Below are 19,662 nucleotides of genomic sequence, written 5' to 3' on the forward strand. Positions count from 1 at the left end.
AATTCATTTAATCTACATTAAATAATATGTAACACTATTTCAATATATGAAAAAAGCGGGGTTGGCATTTATCTCGCTTTTTTGTGGCATTTATCTCGCGCGGCTTTACAACGCTTTGTTCAACGTTGTTAGTAAAATCTCCCTCTGTTTTCAACGTAAGATTGCTCGCTTCAAACAGATGATTTAACACAACGCTATCTTTTAAGGTAATGTTTAAATCACCCTTTGTTTTAATATCGCCCTCAGATTCGAATCCTTTTGCATTTAAATTAATCGTTTTATTCGCTTGAACCAATCCTTCCTCGTTATTTATCATTAAACCGCCATTGTGCAATACATTCAGCGTATTGACGGCTAATAGCTCGCCTTGATGGTTATCTAAGCGACGACTCGCGATAATCGAGATATTATTCGTACTATAAATGCCACCTTGCCGATTATTCAGAGCAGCGGTTTGAATGGTAATGTGATTGCCTTGAACGCCTTGTGTTGGATTTGCGCCTTTCGCTTTTGTACCTTGGTTATCAACTTGCTGAGCGTTTAAAGTCAGAGATTCTGCGAAAATAAGCGACCCTTTTTCAGAGATGGCGCGGTTGTTAATACTATGCGCGGTCACACTGCCTGCATTTTTAGCGCTAATGCTGCCAGCTTGATTATCGAGTTTTTGGCTAGAAAGGGTAAGCGTTCCGCCGGATTGTATCATCCCTTGGCGGTTATTAGTGTTAGTTTGAACACCAATATTTAGCGAATTTTCAGCATAGAGTTTACCTTGCTGGTTGAGCAAAGCCTGCACACCTCGTAAAACCGCATTCCCCAGCCCCACAATACCTTGCGCTTTACCTTGAGTATGGCGGTTATCAATTATATTTTTTCCAGCGTCAATAGAAAGTTCGCTATCTGCACGAATAAGTCCTTGCTGATTATGTATTTCTCCAGATTCAATTTCTGTCTGATGATTAGCAAAAATTGTGCCGCCTTGGTTATTCAGTGTTTGTTGTGCCGTATTAATAATTAACCGATTGGATGCGGTGATATTACCTTGTTGATTATCCAACCCTTTTGCATTCAGTGTAAGTTTATTTAGCGCACTGATATTGCCTTGTTGGTTATTTAGAACAGTTTGTGTGGCAATGCTTAAACCGCCCGTGGTAGAAGCAATTATTCCCGCTTGGTTATTAATTTTATCCGAACGCAAAGTCCCGTCTTTTACAGTCAAGATTTCCCCTGCGCGGTTTTGAATATCTGCGGCGTTGAGCGTCGCCCGATTAAATGCGGTAATACGACCTTTTTGATTGTTAATGTGATGCGTATTTAAGTTCAGATCGGTAACAATAATGCCCTGCGTTTTATTCATCAGGGTATTACTGTTATCTATATGTTGGCGCGCCGTAATATTGGCAATATGTGCACGAATCATGCCCTGTTGATTATCCAGCGTATTCGCCGCTAATTGCAGAGTGCCGTTTTGTGCAGCGATAATGCCGCCCGTATTATTCAATGCTGATTGATGCGCATTAATCAAAAGGCTTTTGTTCAGGCTTGCCAAGGTACCGTTTTGATTTTGAATACCGTGTCGAACATCAATATTAGCGCGTTGACGTGCAAGCAATTTACTTTCTTGATTATCCAGCGTTTGAGCCGTGATGTTGACGAAAGAACCGCTGATTTCGCTCTTTTGATTTGATTGAATACGTTGAGAGACTAAATTAACCGCATTCGCCGTAACAAGTCCCGCATTCTGTAAAAGTGCGGTTAGATTTAAATCAAGTTGTGATAGCGCACGAATTTCCCCATTATGATTAGTCAGCGAAGAGGCATTTATCGTGTTGCGATTATGCGAGAAAATATTGCCCTTGACGTTATTTAATACGCCGGTGGTAAGTATTAATGTATTTTGGGCAATAATTCCGGTATGTCGAGTGTCAGAGAAAGTATCTTGGTTGTTAATGGTTTGCCCATTACTGTTGAGAGTAATATGCTTTGCAGAAAATAATCCTTGTCGATTATCGATTGTTCCGCTTGCCAGTGCGATATGTTGTGCGGCGACAATATTTCCTTTTTTATTCACTAAACTGTGATGATGTGTATTAAGCGTTAAACTACCTTGTTGACTGCCAAGCGCGCTATTTTCATTATGTAGTGTATTGTCCGTCGCAATATTGCCATCAAACTTGGCAATAATACGGCTATCTTGATTGGTTAATTTACCTGAAGTCGTGATATTCAAATTATCCGCAACAATTAAACTTTGCGCTGTTGAGTCCAGTGTATTGACCGCTAAATTTAATTTTTTTGCGTCAATTATACCGTTCTGCTGATTTAAATTACCCGCAAGCGTAATGTCGGCTTGGTTAACCGAATTGATTTTACCTTGATCATTAGATAGATTTTTAGCGTTTAAGGTTAAATCGTGCCGAGCATAAATCACACCTTGTTGGTTATTAATATCAGCAACTTTTAAGTTTTGCTTACCTACGCTTACAATACGACCTTGCTGATTAAATAAATTTGCTGACTGAATATCAAGCATACCCAGTGCCACAATTCCGTTATCTTGGCTATCAGTTAATGTGTGTTTATTGGATAAAGATTGCTTTTGGGTATTAATCATCACATTTTGGTCAGACTGAATCAAACCGCCATCATTGATAAGCTCACCGGAATTTATCGCAAGCGTTTGAGCTGCAATAAAGGTGCCATTTGTTGAATCAACTTTTCCTTTGTTCGCATTGACAGTAAGTTTTCCGTGGGTAATCAACCGTCCTTGTCGGTTATCCATGCCTTGCGCATTAACGGTTAAATCCCCTTGGGTTTTAAAAGTACCGCCGTTATTTGTTAACTTATCCGCCACATCTAGCTTTAATTCACCTGTGCCTGTTTGCTCCCAAGTGGCATGTTGAGTATTAAGAGAACGCTGTTGGGTTGTTAATTTTTCTGCTTTGAAGTAGCTATTTTGAGTTTCAAGTAAGGTGGGTGTCGTTAAGGTTAAATCCTTATTTGCAATCACAGTTGCGTTATGTGCTTGGATTCTTCCTTGCAAAGCCGTGATATTAATTGAATGGGAAGATGTATGGCTCTCGTCTAAATTTGCCTCGGCTGCGCTTACTTTAACTTTACCTGATGCGATATTTTTACCTTGTAAAGTCGTGTTACCTGTTGACTTAACTGTCACACTTTTACCTTGTGCAGACATATTTTCCAGTAAACGTACTTCGCCTTGCTTAGTATCTTGAACATTCACGCCCGCGGCGATAAGCGAATTCGCTAATGCCGTGACTTCTGGCGCTTGATAGCTAATATTCCCCTTAGCAAGAGTTTCACCTTTCTGAACAATGGCTTGATTTGCGGTGTTATAAATACTCCCTGCCCGCGCAACGATCACGCCGTCTTGTTGAATGTCTGACGCTGTTTTAAGGCTGATATCCCTCTGACGGTTTTCGATTTTACCGCGGTTTTCAATGCCTTTGGTACCTGTGAGTTGAACCGCGTTATGCGCATTTAATGTGCCGGTATTGACGATACGTCCTTGACTGTCGATTTGCAAAGTGTCCGCATCTGCCCCCAAATGCCCGGCATTACGTACCCCCACGCCCTGTTCCGTACCGATTAGATGAATTTTGCCCGAATACATTCCGCCCAACTCGCCCACATCTACCGCAAATTGTGGTCGGTTTTCGGTTGCAAGCGGTTGAGTGGTGTGAATAATTTGCAAGTCTTTCGGGTTATCTGATCGCTTAACCGTATTTTTGCCCGTCACTACCTTAGTTTCTCTTGTCGACCAAATACCTGCGTTAATTTTCGTCTCTCGGGCAATAATGTCTGTATAATCAACATGGCTATTGTCTAAGCCTTTGCCTGAAACACTCACCCTGCCTTTTTCTACAACAAAACTGTCAAGATTGCCATGTTTAATTTGAGGCTTACCCGTAGTCAGAGTCGCTCTATCCGAATTTATCACACCACAACCTTCGCAATGAATACCCGATGGGTTGGCAATAATCACATCCGCTTTTTTACCTGCGACCTCAACATATCCTTTTAATACCGATGGGTCAGAAGAATTGATTTCATTTAAAATCACTTTAGCCTCACCCCGCACAAGATAAGGGTTGCCAGCAACCAAACCGGCTTGTTGAGTAAGCACGTTAGTACGACTGTTGTTTAAGATAGCGCCTTTGGTATCAACATCGAATTTAGTATATTTATTGTGAGAAAGCCCGTTATCATTCGGGGTTTGAATATTAACCTGAGGCACGCCTTTTGCCGTTTGTAATACAATAGGTTGTTGATTCTTCGGAGCAGATCTATCTGCTTGAATAATCAACGTTTCAGCAAGGGCAGCATCAGAAAATGTAATAAAACCTAACACACAAAATAGGCTAAACATAAGCGGTCGAATTCGAGCAACAAGTTGCGGAAAGGTAAACGGTGATTTTTCGGTTGATTTACCCTCTGCTTTGACCAACTCAGAAACAACCACTAAACGTTGTAAAGCTTTACTGAAAATAACACGGAAACTTTGTTTATTCATATACTAATCTCGTTTTATTGATTAACGGAAAAATCTTGCCCCGTATTAGAAACGGTAACTTAAATTAAAGCCGGCTACGGCATTAGAAGTCTTAAAACCTTCCGGTTTACGAATAGGCTTACCGACAAAGACATCGTAAGACATATTTTTTACATTACCACGTAAACCTAATGCCGACCCCATTAAATGATGCCCAAGCTGATATCGGGTAGACAACCCCATTACTCTGCCACCATCCAACGCGACATAGAACTGATGCCCTAAGTTATTCACATTCCAAGCCAATTCATTACGCCATAACCAACCGCGCTCGCCTAAAAGTGTTAATTCCCCATCAAATCCACGTACCGTATAACGTCCGCCTATACTAAATCTATCTTGAGGAATGAGCGGGGTTTTATTCCATTGACCGCTCCAAGTAGAATTAAATTGCCACGGCTGCTTGCCCAACATAAAAGATTGGCTAAAATCCATCGTGGCGGTAATAATTTGCGGGCGTGAGGTACCTTCATTCCAACGTTCTTCTGGCGCTGATAATGCGCCTCTTGCTCCGGTACCTCGTTTATAGCTCGCTGATAATTCAAGTGTCGCATTACCAATATATTCTTTATGTGAAAAGCCTGCCTCCCAACCTGCCATGCGACGTTTTTGAATATCCACTTCCCTACCATCTACATAGTTTTGCGATTGACGAGACCAAAAACTACCGGATATAAAAGTTTTACGCTTATCATCCCGATAAAGTAAATAAGACAGTGTCGCCTTAGTGGTATTACTTTTACCGGCATAACGGTAGTTGTTATCAAGATTTCCAAAGACTTCTTGATGATAACGGTTATAAGTTTGGAAAGCAGATAAAGTCCAATACCCAAAAGGAATAGAGTAATAGAAAGTTAAGTTTTTGCTGGCTCGCTTGCCTTTATCATCATTGTGTGTTTTTAGGCTATGAGTGAAAGACGCGTAAAAAAGATCGTTTGCCGAAAGCATATTATCGAAAGAGAATGTGCCGCTAACCTGATATTTTCCGGTTGAAGTTGAGCCGGCATCATCTAAGCCTAAATTTAAACGAAAAGGAATGCCTTGTGCATAGCTGATTTTTATATCGCTTTCCCCCACCGAAGCCGAATCCGCCTCACTCGGTAAAATCTCAATATTGGCTTCTGCCGTTGGCACACGTTTTAAATTTTCAAGAGAATGTTCAATATCACGCACATTTAAAAGATCACCTTTTGCAAAAGTAAAACCGGTCAGCGCATGCAGTTTAGTAAAGCGAGGCACGACACCGCTATCGACAACAATGGTGTTGCGAATTTTGCCTAAAATCACGGTTAAATTCAGTTTGCCACCACGTAAATCTTGCTCTTCAATTACAACCCGCGTCGTGATATAACCTTTCTCAATAATATTGTTTTGCACTTGTTTCATTAAAATACCTAAACCGTTACCACCGAAACAATGCGGCAAGGTTAATTTTAAGTCACGAACGGCTTTATCAAAGGCCCATTGAAATTGGCTTTTGGAAGAATGTGAACCGTAGTCGATAAGTGAAATTTGATGAATGGGATAACAGGGAGATTCGTGTTTGGAAAGTGATAAGGGTTGATAAGAAGTATCTAATCTCACATCAGCTTGATGTTGAAGTTGTTTCTGCTGAGCTTGCCGGTATTGCTGTTGGCGTTGCTGCTCCATTGCATCAAGTCGATTTAACTCCGATAACCTTGGAAGTTGATTAGCAGAAACAGTAATTGAGATAGCAATAAGAGGTATGCTAAGAAATTTTGGTCGAAAGCGCGTCATTTTTCATTTAATTTATGTAATTTATAGGGCGGATTCTACATGATTATCCGAACCGTATCAAATTAGAATATGTAAATAACCGCATGTTTTCATTATGTTAATTTTACTTAATCGGGAACATAATGGCAGTAAAGAGGAGGTGATAAGTTTTCTGGTGCCCCCAACAGGACTTGAACCTGTGACCAATCGATTATGAGTCGACTGCTCTGACCGACTGAGCTATGGGGGCGGGAAGAGTGTGGGAATTATATGTAAATACCAGGTTAAAGTCTAGGATTAGGTAATTGTCCGCATGAAATTTAATCAGAAAAAAAGCCCGATTGGCTCGGGCTTTTGGGTGTTAATTATTCGTCAAGAAAACTTCTTAGGGTTTCCGAACGACTTGGATGACGCAGCTTGCGTAGCGCTTTCGCTTCAATCTGACGAATACGCTCGCGGGTAACGTCAAACTGTTTACCGACTTCTTCCAGCGTGTGATCGGTGTTCATGTCAATACCAAAGCGCATACGCAGCACTTTTGCTTCGCGCGGTGTCAATCCCTCCAGCACTTCGTGGGTCGCCGCTTTCAGACTCTGCGCCGTAGCGGAATCCAATGGTAACTCTAACGTGCTATCTTCAATGAAATCACCTAAATGGGAATCGTCGTCATCACCGATCGGCGTTTCCATAGAAATCGGCTCTTTGGCAATTTTCAGCACTTTGCGGATTTTATCTTCCGGCATACCCATACGTTCTGCCAGTTCTTCCGGTGAAGCCTCACGCCCCATTTCCTGCAACATCTGACGAGAAATCCGATTCAGCTTATTGATTGTTTCGATCATGTGCACCGGAATACGGATAGTTCTTGCCTGATCGGCGATAGAACGGGTAATCGCTTGACGAATCCACCATGTCGCATAGGTAGAAAACTTATAACCGCGGCGATATTCGAATTTATCTACCGCTTTCATCAGTCCGATGTTACCTTCCTGAATTAAATCCAAGAACTGCAAGCCACGGTTAGTATATTTTTTCGCAATGGAAATCACCAGACGCAGGTTTGCCTCTACCATTTCTTTTTTCGCACGGCGGGCTTTCAATTCGCCTTGTGCAACCCGTTCGCAGATTTCACGAATTTGCGCTACGGTTAAGCCGGTATCCTGTTCAATCCGAATCAATTCTTCAATCGCTTGACGGATCGGTGCTTCATATTGCGCCAATTTTTCCGACCAAGATTTTCCTGCCGCTAAGGCTTTTTCCAACCACGCATCAGTGGTTTCATGTCCGATAAAATCTTTCTGGAACATGCTTTTCGGCACTTTCGCATGATCCACCACCATTTTCTGAATACTGCGTTCCTGCTGGCGTACGCGTTTCATCATGCTACGCATGGAAATAACCAGCGTATCAAATTGTTTAGGTACCAAGCGGAATTGGGTGAATACATCGGCCAGAATCTGAATCTGATCCTTCGTGGCTTTCCGCGCACGACCGTACTTATTGATGGTATCTAAGGTTTTCTGATATTGCTGTTTGAGTTCGGCAAATTTCTCGCGTGCGACTTCAGGATCAATCGAATTATCCGAATCACTGTCATCGCTTGAAGAATCCTCTTCATTTTCTTCATCGTCTTCTTCGTCGTCGTCGAGTTCCTCATCGGAAATATCGCTATCCTCGTCCTCATCGTCGGACAGAGATTCATCAAGTTCATCGACTTCCGCACCTTCAACCGCATTCGGATCAACAAAACCGGTGATCAAATCAGCCAGTCGCATACCGCCTTCTTCAACCAACGCATACTGATCCAGTAAATAGGTAATGGATTCTGGATATGCGGCAACCGCGCTCTGCACTTCGTTAATGCCTTCCTCGATACGTTTGGCGATATCAATTTCGCCCTCACGTGTCAGCAGTTCCACGCTGCCCATCTCACGCATATACATACGCACAGGATCGGTCGTCCGTCCTAATTCGGCTTCTACGCTTGATAACACCTGCGTCGCTTCTTCAACGGCGTCTTCATCGGTGATATTTTCATTCAGTAACAGATCATCGGCGTCCGGCGCGGTTTCCAGCACCTGAATGCCCATATCATTAATCATCTGAATAATATCTTCGATCTGATCCGCATCAACAAGCTCTTCAGGAAGATGATCGTTAACTTCCGCATAGGTCAAATAACCTTGTTCTTTGCCTTGCGCAATTAACAATTTCAACTGAGATTGTGGATTTTGCTCCATATTATATATCCGCCTCGATTCGTCATTATGGAAGATAAAATACGGCTGATTTTATCATTCTTATATGTGATTAACTATTTATTTTGTTGCTTTTTTATTAATAATTGCGCCAGCTCCAGCTTCTCATCGGCATTCAGTCCGCCGGCGCGCTCCTTGGCAATAAGAATCTCAATATTCTTCTCCACCAGCTGAAGATAGAAATATTTCAGGGTTTCGCGAAAGGTATCTTCAATTTTTTCCTCGTCAATTAAGTGGTTCCAAGCGGCCAGAATTTCAAGGGGGCGGCTGTATTCCGTATCGCGCCAATGTTCCAGAATCTGCCCGGTCGTCATTCCGATCCGTTCACGGCAAAGTGCGGTCAATTTTTCGAATAAATCGAAACCCGGTTCATCCAATATTTTCAACGCGCTTAAATTCGGCACCAATCGAATAAGCTCCGGATTTTGCAACAATAAGGCAATCAATATGCGCATCGGCGTGCGTTTAACCGTCGGCGCGCTGTGTCCGGCTTTTCCGCTGATGTCCGGCTGTGCCGGGATCAAACGCGCCAATTGCGATTGATCAAAAATCCCCAGTTTCTGCGCCAGCAGATTGCGTAATGACAAGCACAGCATCTCACCCGGAATGCGTTTAATCAGCGGTGCCGCCAATGCAGCAAGCTTGCTTTTCCCTTCTTTGGAAGAAAAATCCACCTGCGCGCTGAGGGTGGAAAACAGAAAATCGCTTAAAGACTGGGCTTTTCTTATGTAATCTTCAAAACCGTCTTTGCCGTATTGCCGAATAAATGTGTCTGGATCTTCGCCATCGGGCAGAAAAATAAATTTCAGCTGCCGCCCGTCTTCCAAATAAGGCAGGGCATTTTCCAGCGCTCGCCATGCGGCATCGCGCCCTGCTCGGTCGGCATCGTAACAGCAGACTATTTGCTCAGTGGCACGAAAAGCCAGCTGAATTTGCTCCGGCGTGGTTGCCGTGCCCAGTGAGGCTACCGCATAATTCACGCCGAACTGCGCCAGCGCAACCACATCCATATAGCCTTCCACCACCAGCAACATCGACGGGTTGTCATCGACTTCCAGCGCCTCAAACAAGCCGTATAATTCATTACCTTTATGGTAGGTTACGCTTTCCGGCGAATTCAAATACTTCGGTTTTTCATCGCTGATCACGCGCCCGCCGAACGCAATAGTACGCCCGCGCCGATCGCGGATCGGAAACATAATCCGATTGCGAAAACGATCATAGGGTTCACGCCCGTCATTGCGCGACAACATACCGAGCTCAAACAGCTTCCGGCGCTCTTCCTGAGTACGTCCGAACTGTTGCAGCAAACCGCCGAACTGATTGGGCGAAAAACCAATGCCGAAACGCGCGATAACCTCCGCCGACAATCCGCGCTGTTGTAAATAACTCTGCGCCGGAATATTCAGCGGCAATTGCTGTTGATAAAAACGCGCGATTTCCCCCATCAATTCATACAGATTGCGTTTGGTTTGATAAGAGGTCTGCGTTTTGCCGTCAAAGTGCGGTGATTTTTCGCGCGGAATTTCAAGCCCGTGCATCGCCGCCAACTCTTCCACCGCCTCGGTAAACTCCAGTTTATCGTACTCCATTAAAAAAGAAATGGCATTGCCGTGCGCATGGCAACCGAAACAATGATAAAACTGCTTTTTCTGACTGACCGTAAAAGACGGCGTTTTCTCATGATGAAAAGGACAGCAGGCCTGATAATCCCGCCCGGCTTTTTTCAGTTTTACTCTCGAATTGATCAGCTCGACAATATCGGTTCTTGCCAAAAGATCATCAATAAATGAACGTGGAATCAAACCTGCCATCGAGTTTACCTCTATGCTTTGCGTTTATCCGTTAATTGAGAATAGATGAAAGATGATAAGAAAACAAAACCGTGATTCCAAAAAGGTTTCACGGTCCGCTTAACTCGAGTTTTTATAAAAATAGCTAATTAGTATAAACGTGTGTTACGTGCGTTTTCACGAGCTACGCGTTTTGCGTGACGTTTTGCACGAGTCGCGTTTTCACGTTTGCGAATGGTAGTCGGTTTTTCGTAGAATTCACGGCTGCGAACTTCCGCCAAAATACCAGCTTTTTCACAAGAGCGTTTGAAACGACGTAATGCAACGTCAAAGGATTCGTTTTCACGTACTTTAATTACAGGCATAAGCCATCACCTCAATATGGATTAATATTTTGCAAAATTTAGTGACCGTTTCGATTTTGATAAACGGCTTATTCAAACTAATAAGGGTCGCAATTTTAATCTAAATCCATGCCAAAAGTAAAGGAAAGAATGATCTTTTGTGGCAAAATCCCCGGTCAAACTGGAGAAAACGACGTAAACGGGGTAAAATCATCAGCCGTTCTATAATCAACAAAGAGAGAAGAGATGCGAGTTTTAGGCATTGAAACGTCCTGCGATGAAACCGGCGTCGCCATTTATGATGAGACGCGCGGTTTAATCGCCAATCAATTATACACTCAGATTGCGCTGCATGCCGATTACGGCGGTGTCGTTCCTGAACTTGCCTCGCGTGATCATATCCGCAAAACCGCACCATTGATTCAGGCGGCATTGCGTGAAGCCGAATTGACCGCCGCCGACATTGACGGTATCGCCTATACCTGCGGTCCCGGGTTGGTCGGTGCGCTGCTAGTGGGCTCGACAATCGCGCGCGCACTGGCTTACGCGTGGGGAGTACCGGCAGTCGGCGTTCATCATCTGGAAGGACATCTGCTCGCCCCAATGTTGGAAGAAAATGCACCGCACTTTCCATTTATCGCGTTGCTGGTGTCCGGCGGACATACTCAACTGATACGGGTTGACGGGGTGGGACAATATCAGCTGCTCGGCGAAAGCATTGATGACGCTGCCGGCGAAGCCTTTGATAAAACCGCAAAACTGCTTGGTTTGGACTATCCGGGCGGCGCGGCGCTGTCCCGTCTGGCGGAGAAAGGCACACCTGCACGGTTCAGTTTTCCGCGTCCGATGACCGACCGACCGGGGCTGGATTTCAGTTTTTCCGGTTTAAAAACCTTTGCGGCAAATACAATTAATCAGGCGCATCAAGCAGAAGGCGTGCTGAGCGAACAAACTAAAGCGGACATTGCGCATGCGTTCCAACAGGCTGTGGTGGAGACGCTGGCGATAAAATGTCGCCGCGCGCTGCAACAAAGCGGCTTAAAACGGCTAGTCATCGCCGGCGGCGTAAGTGCTAATCGGCCATTACGTCAGGCGCTTGCCGCCCTTATGCAACAGCTCGGCGGTGAGGTGTTTTATCCGCAACCGCAATTTTGTACCGACAACGGTGCAATGATCGCCTACACCGGTTTCCTGCGCCTAAAACAAGGCGAATCTTCACCGTTGGATATTGAGGTAAAACCGCGCTGGGCAATGACTGAACTGAAAGCAATCAAATAGAAGGATAAATCAAATGGACTCGATTCAATTTCGCGCCATGCGTGCCGCTGGCATCGGCTGTATGTTAATGCTGCTGATGATCGGCATCGCAATCTTTACCTTACCCAGTCAGACTCTAATCGATTACCTAACCGTCGCCGGTCGGCTGGTCGGACAAAGCACTACCGTCGGCATTTTGATACTGGCAGCATTGCCGCCGTTGACCGGTGCGCTGTGCTATTATGTCTGGAAATGGGCGTTAAAATAACCGCACTTCAATCACCGACACGATCATTATGGCAAAACTTTATTTTTATTATTCGACCATGAATGCGGGGAAATCCACCACCCTGCTACAATCTGCTTACAATTACCGCGAACGCAATATGAACACGCTGGTTTATACCGCCGCCATCGACGATCGTTTCGGTGTGGGTAAAGTCACCTCGCGTATTGGGATCAGTCAGGATGCCAAACTGTTCGGCAAAGAAACCGATCTATTTGCCGAAATTGCGCTGCATTTAGGCAAGGAAAAACTGCATTGCATTTTGGTTGACGAAGCGCAGTTTCTGACCAAACAGCAAGTATATCAACTCAGCGATGTGGTGGATAAGCTGAATATTCCCGTGCTTTGCTACGGTCTGCGCACCGATTTTCAGGCGGAACTGTTTGAAGGCAGTAGGCATCTGTTGGCATGGGCAGATCAGCTGGAAGAACTGAAAACCATTTGTTACTGCGGACGCAAAGCCAACTTTGTCCTGCGCCTAAATGATCAGGGCGAGGTGGTGAAAGACGGCGAGCAGATTCAGATTGGCGGCAATAATCATTATGTATCCGTGTGTCGCCGGCATTATAAAGAGAAGATCGAAAACTAAAAAAGGGGCATTCGCCCCTTGATGATTAGCCGGCAGACAATTCGTCTGCGTACCACGTTTATCGATTACGATCGTAGCGTTCTCGGCGTGGACGCTCATTAAAAGTGCGGTGACTTTTTTCTTTAAATCTGCGTTCATCACGACCGAAACCACCATCGCGCGTAAAACCACGTGCTGCCCCCTGTCCGCCGTTTTTACCGTTGCGTTTGTTACGCTGACGCTCGCCGAATTCGGCGCTTTCACCGCCTTTTACCGCGCCCAAAAAAGACATACGCATCTGCTTATTCATTACTCGAGTTTTATCGAACATTTGCAGCATTTCTTTCGGCATGCCTTGCGGCAGCTCTACTGTCGAATATTCATCATACAATTTGATATGACCGATATAACGGCTGTTAATATCCCCTTCGTTGGCAATTGCGCCCACAATATGTCGCACTTCCACGCCGTCGCCGCGTCCCACTTCGATACGATATAAATCCATTGGCTGCGGATTACCGTAACCTCTGCGCTCGGCAGAACGTGAATTTTCCCGGCGATCGCGACGCTCGGTACGTTCTGCGCGCTCACGGCGGGAACGTTTTTCAATCATCGGATCCGGCGGCAAAATCAGTTTCTGTTTGCCTTGCAACAACATTAACATGGCTGCGGCAATATCTTCCTGATCCTGATCGGCGGTAAACAAATCTTCCAGCAAACTGCGATATTGCGACAAATCATGATGCTCAAGCTGCTTGGTAATCTGCGCCACGAATTTTTTACGTCGGCAGGCTTGTAATGCGCTGTGATCCGGTACTTCCACTTCATCAATGGCTTTTTTAGTTAACCGTTCAATATTTTTCAGCAAACGGTTCTCGCGCGGATCAACAAATAACAATGCACGACCAGCACGCCCCGCACGGCCGGTACGACCGATACGGTGTACATAACTTTCCGCATCCAGCGGAATATCATAATTAACGACCAAACTGATACGTTCAACATCCAGCCCGCGTGCTGCGACATCGGTAGCAACCAGAATATCCAGACTGCCGTTACGCAGACGATCCAGCGTTTGCTCACGCAATTGCTGCGTCATATCGCCGTTTAGCGCGGCGGCACGAAAACCGTGTCTTTCCAATAATTCGGTAATATCCAGCGTACCGGTTTTGGTACGGGTAAAGATAATCGCGGCGTCAAAATCTTCCACTTCCAGAAAACGCAGCAGCGCTTCGTTCTTGCGAAAACCGTGTACATACCAGCAACTCTGGGTAATATCCGGCGCCGTATTTTGGGTAGATTGAATCCGCACTTCTTGCGGTTCGTGCATGAAACGTTTGGTGATCCGGCGAATCGGTTCCGGCATGGTAGCGGAAAACAATGCGGTCTGGTGTTGTTCCGGCAACTCCGCCATAACGGTTTCCACATCGTCGATAAAGCCCATACGCAGCATTTCATCAGCTTCATCTAACACGATGGATTGTAATTCCGATAAATCCAATGTGCCGCGGCGAATATGATCAAGAATACGCCCCGGCGTCCCAACCACAACCTGTGCCCCCTGTTTCAACGCACGCAACTGAATATCGTAACGCTGTCCGCCGTAAAGGGTGACAATTCGTACCCCCTTGGCATGTTTTACAAAATGTTCGCAGGCATCCGCCACTTGAATCGCCAGCTCGCGGGTCGGCGCCATTACCAGCATTTGCGGATGTTTTTTCTCGCTGTCAATATGCGCCAGCAGCGGTAAAGAAAAGGCGGCAGTTTTACCACTGCCGGTTTGTGCCATACCCAGCACATCGCGCCCCGCCAATAAATGCGGAATACAAGCCTGCTGAATCGGAGAAGGTGCTGTAAAGCCCAAATCGGCAACGGCGTTAAGAATAAATTCAGGCAAGCCTAAATCGTTAAAAGTTAAATTAGTTTCAGTCATTAAAAAATTCTCAAATAAAAGAAAGCACAACGGTTTTCGGTTCGACAAAGCATAGGTGTCGCCGGGAGAATAACGGATTCGAATAAAGAAGCGAAAACCATCCACTCAATCAGCTGCTCTGTTTATCACATTGTTGATCAGTAATACGTTTCACAACATGCACTATTGCGGGTAAGCTGCCGCTCCCGCTTTTATTGCGCCTGAGTGCGTTTTAATTTCGCCAGCTCAAGCACTGCAAAACGATACTCAACAAAGTTATACACCTGATTCGCTACGGCCAGTTTAAACAGCGTTTCCGCTTCTTCCGTTTGGCCTTGATTGAGTTTTTGTTTTGCCAGATAGAAATAGGTTTCGGTCAGGATCTCTGCATATTGCGACGAAGCCGGATCGGCGAAATGCCGCGCTTTTTGCTGTAAATCCTCAACCGACAGTTTACCTAAATAATATTGAACGATATAAGTTCCCCAGTATTGTTCCGACAAGCTGGCTGCACGGGTTGTCAGATTATGCAGGGCATCGTCCGGTTTAAATTTCAGTTCGTTAAGATATAACCACAGCACACGATACGGATCGGTTTTATCCGCTTGATAGAATTTCAGAAAATCCTGCTGTGCAAGGTTATAACGACCGACATAGTAAAAATCCAGCCCGCGGTTTAAATACGTATATTCATAGCCGGGATCAAGCTCCAGCACCGCGTTGAAGGCTTCCAACGCACTGTCGTAATCCTCGTCCAGTAGCAAATAAAGTCCCAGATAATTATATACCGCCGCCATTTTCGGCTGTAGCGCCAACGCTTGAGTAAAATCATAACGCGCCAGCGCCCAAAGTCCGAGGCTGTCATATAACACACCCCGTTCAAAGTGCAGTGCGGCACGCTCTTCATTGCTCATGCGCCCGACCAGCAATACCTGACTGATCCGAACAATCATCACTTCCTGTTCGAAATGGATGTTCGGATTCTGTTCGGCTAAAACGATCTTATTCTTCGAGACAAAAGTTTGATTTGAACTTACACAGCCGGCAAGTAATAAAACAACGCATAAATTCGGTATATACCACACGAATCTTAACAACCGAGGAAGTTGTGTCATCAGATAAGCCTTAAAGCACGGGTATTGCTTGTTACTCCCCGCAACACAGTGCGGGGATAAAATCATACATCATATACCGGGCAAGCGGTTTTTCCCGGCATAATGAAGCATAAACTTAGTTACGCCTGTTCACTGACTGCGGCGTCGTCCTGTTCAGATACCGCATCCTGTTTCGGCGCAACGTCTTTCATGGTCAGACGAATACGTCCCTGACGGTCAATTTCAACCACTTTTACCGTGACCTCCTGACCGACGGCAAGATAATCGCTCACTTTCTCTACGCGTTCTTCTGCGATTTGAGAAATATGCACCAGACCTTCTTTGTTGCCCACAATCGCAACGAACGCGCCGAAATCAGCCAAACGGGTCACCTTACCTTTGTAAGTCTGACCGGCTTCCACTTCTGCGGTAATGTCTTCAATACGCGCCATCACATCTTTCACCGCGTTATTATCTACCGCCGCAATTTTCACCGTACCGTCGTCATCAATATCGATTGACGTACCGGTTTCTTCGGTTAACGCACGGATAACCGCACCACCTTTACCGATCACATCTTTGATTTTCTTCGGATCGATCTTCATCGTGTGAATACGCGGAGCAAAATCGGAAATTTCTGCGCGCGGTGCGGCAATTGCTTGTTCCATCACGCCGAGAATGTGCATTCTCGCGCCTTTCGCCTGATTTAAAGCGATTTGCATAATTTCCGGCGTAATGCCTTCGATTTTAATGTCCATTTGCAGCGCAGTCACGCCTGCACGGGTACCGGCGACTTTAAAGTCCATATCGCCTAAGTGGTCTTCATCACCCAGAATATCCGATAACACCACAAAGTTATCTTCTTCTTTTACCAACCCCATGGCAATACCCGCCACTGCCGATTTAATCGGTACACCGGCATCCATCAACGCTAAAGAGGCACCGCACACGGAAGCCATTGAAGAAGAACCGTTGGATTCAGTAATTTCGGAAACCACGCGCACCACATAAGGGAATTCTGCCAAGCTCGGCATCACCGCCGCCACGCCGCGTTTTGCCAAGCGGCCGTGACCAATTTCACGGCGTTTCGGCGAACCGATCATACCGGTTTCGCCCACAGAATACGGCGGGAAATTATAATGGAACAGGAAATGATCGGAGCGTTCGCCGGTCAGTTCATCAATAATCTGCGCATCACGTTCGGTACCTAAAGTGGCAACTGCCAACGCCTGCGTTTCACCGCGGGTGAAAATCGCAGAACCGTGCGTACGCGGTAACACACCGGTACAAATATCCAGTGCGCGCACAGTATCAACACTACGTCCGTCAATACGCGGCTCACCTTTTAAAATACGACTGCGCACGATTTGGCTTTCAAGTGCGGTGATAATATCAATAATTTTACCTTCGCTGACCGTTTCGTCCTGCGCGCTTAGTTGTGCAATCACATCGGCTTTAATCGCATCAATTTGTTCATAACGCGCTTGTTTTTCGGTGATGCGGTAAGCATCGCCCAAGCGGCTTTCCGCCAGTGCTTTCACTTGTTCAATCAAGCTGTTATCCGGCTGCGGTGCAACCCATTCCCAACGCGGTTTACCCGCTTGTTCGGCAAATTCTTTGATCGCTTCTACAACCACCTGTTGTTGTTGATGACCGAATACGACTGCCGCCAACATTTGTTCTTCCGTCAGAATATCCGCTTCCGATTCCACCATCAGCACCGCTTTATCGGTACCGGCGACCACTAAATCCAAACGACTTTGTTTTTGTTCGTTCATGGTCGGATTCAGCACAAACTGATCATTGATAAAGCCGACACGCGCTGCACCGATAGGTCCGTTAAACGGCACGCCAGATAAAGAAAGCGCTGCCGAGGCACCAATCATCGCCACTAAATCAGGGCTGATCTGCGGATTGACGGAAACCACAGTCGCCACAATCTGAATCTCGTTAAAAAACCCTTCCGGGAATAACGGACGAATAGGGCGGTCGATTAAACGCGCGATCAAGGTTTCGCCCTCGGACGGACGACCTTCACGCTTAAAGAAACCGCCCGGAATACGTCCCGCCGCATAAGTGCGTTCCTGATAATTTACGGTTAACGGAAAGAAATCCTGCCCTTCTTTAACCTCTTTTTTTGCCACGACGCTGACAAATACCGTAGTATCGTCCATGCTCGCCATCACCGCCGCAGTTGCCTGACGGGCAATCGCACCGGTTTCTAACGTGACGGTATGCTGACCGTATTTAAATTGTTTTACAATTGGATTCACAATATTTTCCTTATAATGTAATAGGTGATATTTTAAGTAAAAAATAGGGCGGGATTTCCCCACCGCATTGATGCGTTATTTTCCCAATTGCGACTAGCAAAAACGATCTTAAAATCGACCGCACTTTAATCTCACATCAAAATCGTTTTTGATAGCCGCACGCCAACAGGAAAATTAAAGCCCCGTTATTATACAGGGCTTTTGCATTGATTGATACTATTTTAAACCGGCTATGTGTTTAGTCGTCTACAAAACCCGATTTCACGCCGCTCATATCCGGCAGTTGGTGAGCAATCCCCTTATGGCAATCAATACAGGTTTTGCCTTCTTTAATCGCCAGTGAGTGCATTCTTTCCGCCACGGTTTTCTGCTGGCTGAAATCCATCGCATCAAAATTATGGCAATTACGGCACTCCTGCGAATTATTGGCTTTCATTCGCGCCCATTCGCGTTCCGCCATTTCCAGTCGATGCGCGTCAAATTTCTCTTTGGTATCCACATGTCCCATTACATAGGAATACACTTCGCCCGCCGCTTTGATTTTACGCGTCCATTTCGGAATAAATTCATGCGGCAAATGGCAGTTCGAACAAGTCGCTTTCACCCCGCTGCGGTTCATATAATGCACCGAATGACGGTATTCCGGCACCACATCGTTCATATGACAGCTGGAACAAAATTCTTCCGTATTGGTATATTCCAGCGCCGTATTGAAGCCCCCCCAAAACACGATACCGGCAATAAACGACAGCGTAATTAGCACGCCCACCGCAATGCGGCTCGGCGTACGGAACCAATGCCAGAACCGTTTGATTAATTTCAGCATAAATCCCCCGATTATTTACCGTAGCCTTTCAGCGGTTTGAACTCATTCGATACAATCGGCTCAACATCTGATTGTGATGTATGGCATTGCAAACAGAAATAACGGCGCGGCGAAGTGGACGAACCGACAATATTGCCGTCGCGATCCATAAAATGCGTCGGGCTAATACGGGTCGCGCCAGTTATCCGCGAGGCTTCGACGCTGTGGCAATTCAGACATTGGTTGGTATTTTTTGTAATCTGATAATTTTTCACCGCATGAGGTATCATCGGCGGTTGATTTACATAACTCAACGCATACCGATCGCTTTCTTTCGGTTCATTATGAAATGCCGGAGCGACATATTCCGACGATCCTTGTAGATAATTGTCCACTTCATCTGCGCCCGCAGTTGCCGCAAAAAGTGCGGTCAAAATAAATAACGTTTTTTTAATCATTTTATTCCCCCGAATGATTAAATCTGGTAGTAAAGGTAAATACGTTTTCAGCACAGACATCAATACAACGTCCGCAACTGATACAATCTTTCGAAAGCACAAGCAGAGTTTCGTTATTCTTGCCGTGCAACGGTGAACGCAGTACCTGCGGTTCCGGACAGACGTTATAGCAGTCCATGCAGTTATCGCACCGGCTGCGCTCAACCACTTTAACCCGTGCAATGCCACGCGCGCCAATCAGCCCGTAAGCCGCGCCGAGCGGACATAAATGCCCGCACCAGCCATGTTCCGCAATCAGTAAATCAAA

At 45.6% G+C, this 19,662-nt stretch carries 14 protein-coding genes and 1 tRNA gene; 3 read left to right on the top strand and 12 right to left on the bottom strand.

Annotated features, from left to right (window positions below):
* Nucleotides 1–34 precede the first annotated feature (34 nt).
* The 6 genes from BN3349_RS11040 to rpsU all read right to left on the bottom strand — a co-directional run bounded on the left by BN3349_RS11040 (nucleotide 35) and on the right by rpsU (nucleotide 10,723).
* A complete protein-coding gene (locus tag BN3349_RS11040) occupies nucleotides 35–4,531 on the bottom strand; it encodes a two-partner secretion domain-containing protein (protein ID WP_052461939.1) in 4,497 nt (1,498 codons plus the stop codon).
* Nucleotides 4,532–4,576: 45 nt separating this feature from the next.
* Nucleotides 4,577–6,328 carry a ShlB/FhaC/HecB family hemolysin secretion/activation protein gene (locus BN3349_RS11045; RefSeq protein ID WP_040977438.1) on the bottom strand — a complete coding sequence of 584 codons (1,752 nt, stop codon included), beginning with the start codon at nucleotides 6,326–6,328 and terminating at the stop codon, nucleotides 4,577–4,579.
* A gap of 152 nt (nucleotides 6,329–6,480) precedes the next feature.
* Nucleotides 6,481–6,557 (bottom strand) — tRNA-Ile (locus BN3349_RS11050).
* 115 nt (nucleotides 6,558–6,672) lie between these two features.
* Nucleotides 6,673–8,547, bottom strand: a complete 1,875-nt coding sequence (rpoD, locus tag BN3349_RS11055; protein ID WP_040977439.1) for an RNA polymerase sigma factor RpoD — start codon at nucleotides 8,545–8,547, stop codon at nucleotides 6,673–6,675.
* A 74-nt stretch (nucleotides 8,548–8,621) separates the two neighbouring features.
* Nucleotides 8,622–10,379 (bottom strand): DNA primase, encoded by a 1,758-nt coding sequence (gene dnaG, locus BN3349_RS11060; RefSeq protein ID WP_040977440.1) that lies wholly within the window; start codon nucleotides 10,377–10,379, stop codon nucleotides 8,622–8,624.
* A 128-nt stretch (nucleotides 10,380–10,507) separates the two neighbouring features.
* On the bottom strand, nucleotides 10,508–10,723 hold the full coding sequence (gene rpsU / locus BN3349_RS11065; RefSeq protein ID WP_005717672.1) for a 30S ribosomal protein S21: 216 nt from the start codon (nucleotides 10,721–10,723) through the stop codon (nucleotides 10,508–10,510).
* 225 nt (nucleotides 10,724–10,948) lie between these two features.
* Here rpsU and tsaD point away from each other — a divergent pair, with 225 nt between their 5' ends.
* From tsaD to BN3349_RS11080, 3 genes are read left to right on the top strand one after another with little or no spacing between them, the layout of a single operon-like run.
* The gene (tsaD, locus tag BN3349_RS11070; protein WP_040977441.1) at nucleotides 10,949–11,980 is read left to right on the top strand and encodes a tRNA (adenosine(37)-N6)-threonylcarbamoyltransferase complex transferase subunit TsaD; all 1,032 of its coding nucleotides are present in this window, start codon (nucleotides 10,949–10,951) and stop codon (nucleotides 11,978–11,980) included.
* 13 nt (nucleotides 11,981–11,993) lie between these two features.
* A complete protein-coding gene (locus tag BN3349_RS11075) occupies nucleotides 11,994–12,227 on the top strand; it encodes a hypothetical protein (RefSeq protein ID WP_040977442.1) in 234 nt (77 codons plus the stop codon).
* A 28-nt stretch (nucleotides 12,228–12,255) separates the two neighbouring features.
* Complete coding sequence (locus BN3349_RS11080; RefSeq protein ID WP_040977443.1) at nucleotides 12,256–12,834, top strand: thymidine kinase; 579 nt, start codon at nucleotides 12,256–12,258, stop codon at nucleotides 12,832–12,834.
* Between the two features lie 58 nt (nucleotides 12,835–12,892).
* Here BN3349_RS11080 and BN3349_RS11085 read toward each other — a convergent pair whose 3' ends face one another.
* The 6 genes from BN3349_RS11085 to BN3349_RS11110 form a co-directional block, all read right to left on the bottom strand.
* Nucleotides 12,893–14,746: a DEAD/DEAH box helicase gene (locus BN3349_RS11085; protein ID WP_040977455.1), complete on the bottom strand. Its 1,854-nt coding sequence runs from the start codon at nucleotides 14,744–14,746 to the stop codon at nucleotides 12,893–12,895.
* Nucleotides 14,747–14,937: 191 nt separating this feature from the next.
* Nucleotides 14,938–15,840 (bottom strand): lipoprotein NlpI, encoded by a 903-nt coding sequence (nlpI, locus tag BN3349_RS11090; protein ID WP_040977444.1) that lies wholly within the window; start codon nucleotides 15,838–15,840, stop codon nucleotides 14,938–14,940.
* A 119-nt stretch (nucleotides 15,841–15,959) separates the two neighbouring features.
* Entirely contained in the window at nucleotides 15,960–18,092 is a 2,133-nt protein-coding gene (gene pnp / locus BN3349_RS11095) for a polyribonucleotide nucleotidyltransferase (protein WP_040977445.1), read from the bottom strand.
* A gap of 238 nt (nucleotides 18,093–18,330) precedes the next feature.
* Nucleotides 18,331–18,918, bottom strand: coding sequence for a cytochrome c3 family protein (locus BN3349_RS11100; protein WP_040977446.1), 588 nt, complete (start codon nucleotides 18,916–18,918; stop codon nucleotides 18,331–18,333).
* Nucleotides 18,919–18,929: 11 nt separating this feature from the next.
* Nucleotides 18,930–19,355 (bottom strand): nitrate reductase cytochrome c-type subunit, encoded by a 426-nt coding sequence (locus BN3349_RS11105; protein WP_040977447.1) that lies wholly within the window; start codon nucleotides 19,353–19,355, stop codon nucleotides 18,930–18,932.
* Between the two features lies 1 nt (nucleotide 19,356).
* On the bottom strand, nucleotides 19,357–19,662 hold a 306-nt coding region (locus tag BN3349_RS11110; RefSeq protein WP_040977448.1), incomplete at its 5' end, for a 4Fe-4S dicluster domain-containing protein.

The sequence above is a fragment of the Necropsobacter massiliensis genome (genome assembly GCF_000827595.2).
Classification (GTDB): Bacteria; Pseudomonadota; Gammaproteobacteria; order Enterobacterales; family Pasteurellaceae; genus Necropsobacter; species Necropsobacter massiliensis.

Coding starts and splice junctions, on each gene's coding strand:
- BN3349_RS11040 (WP_052461939.1), bottom strand. CDS start 4,531: ATGAATAAACAAAGTTTCCGTGTTATTTTCAGTAAAGCTTTACAACGT.
- BN3349_RS11045 (WP_040977438.1), bottom strand. CDS start 6,328: ATGACGCGCTTTCGACCAAAATTTCTTAGCATACCTCTTATTGCTATC.
- rpoD (WP_040977439.1), bottom strand. CDS start 8,547: ATGGAGCAAAATCCACAATCTCAGTTGAAATTGTTAATTGCGCAAGGC.
- dnaG (WP_040977440.1), bottom strand. CDS start 10,379: ATGGCAGGTTTGATTCCACGTTCATTTATTGATGATCTTTTGGCAAGA.
- rpsU (WP_005717672.1), bottom strand. CDS start 10,723: ATGCCTGTAATTAAAGTACGTGAAAACGAATCCTTTGACGTTGCATTA.
- tsaD (WP_040977441.1), top strand. CDS start 10,949: ATGCGAGTTTTAGGCATTGAAACGTCCTGCGATGAAACCGGCGTCGCC.
- BN3349_RS11075 (WP_040977442.1), top strand. CDS start 11,994: ATGGACTCGATTCAATTTCGCGCCATGCGTGCCGCTGGCATCGGCTGT.
- BN3349_RS11080 (WP_040977443.1), top strand. CDS start 12,256: ATGGCAAAACTTTATTTTTATTATTCGACCATGAATGCGGGGAAATCC.
- BN3349_RS11085 (WP_040977455.1), bottom strand. CDS start 14,746: ATGACTGAAACTAATTTAACTTTTAACGATTTAGGCTTGCCTGAATTT.
- nlpI (WP_040977444.1), bottom strand. CDS start 15,840: ATGACACAACTTCCTCGGTTGTTAAGATTCGTGTGGTATATACCGAAT.
- BN3349_RS11100 (WP_040977446.1), bottom strand. CDS start 18,918: ATGCTGAAATTAATCAAACGGTTCTGGCATTGGTTCCGTACGCCGAGC.
- BN3349_RS11105 (WP_040977447.1), bottom strand. CDS start 19,355: ATGATTAAAAAAACGTTATTTATTTTGACCGCACTTTTTGCGGCAACT.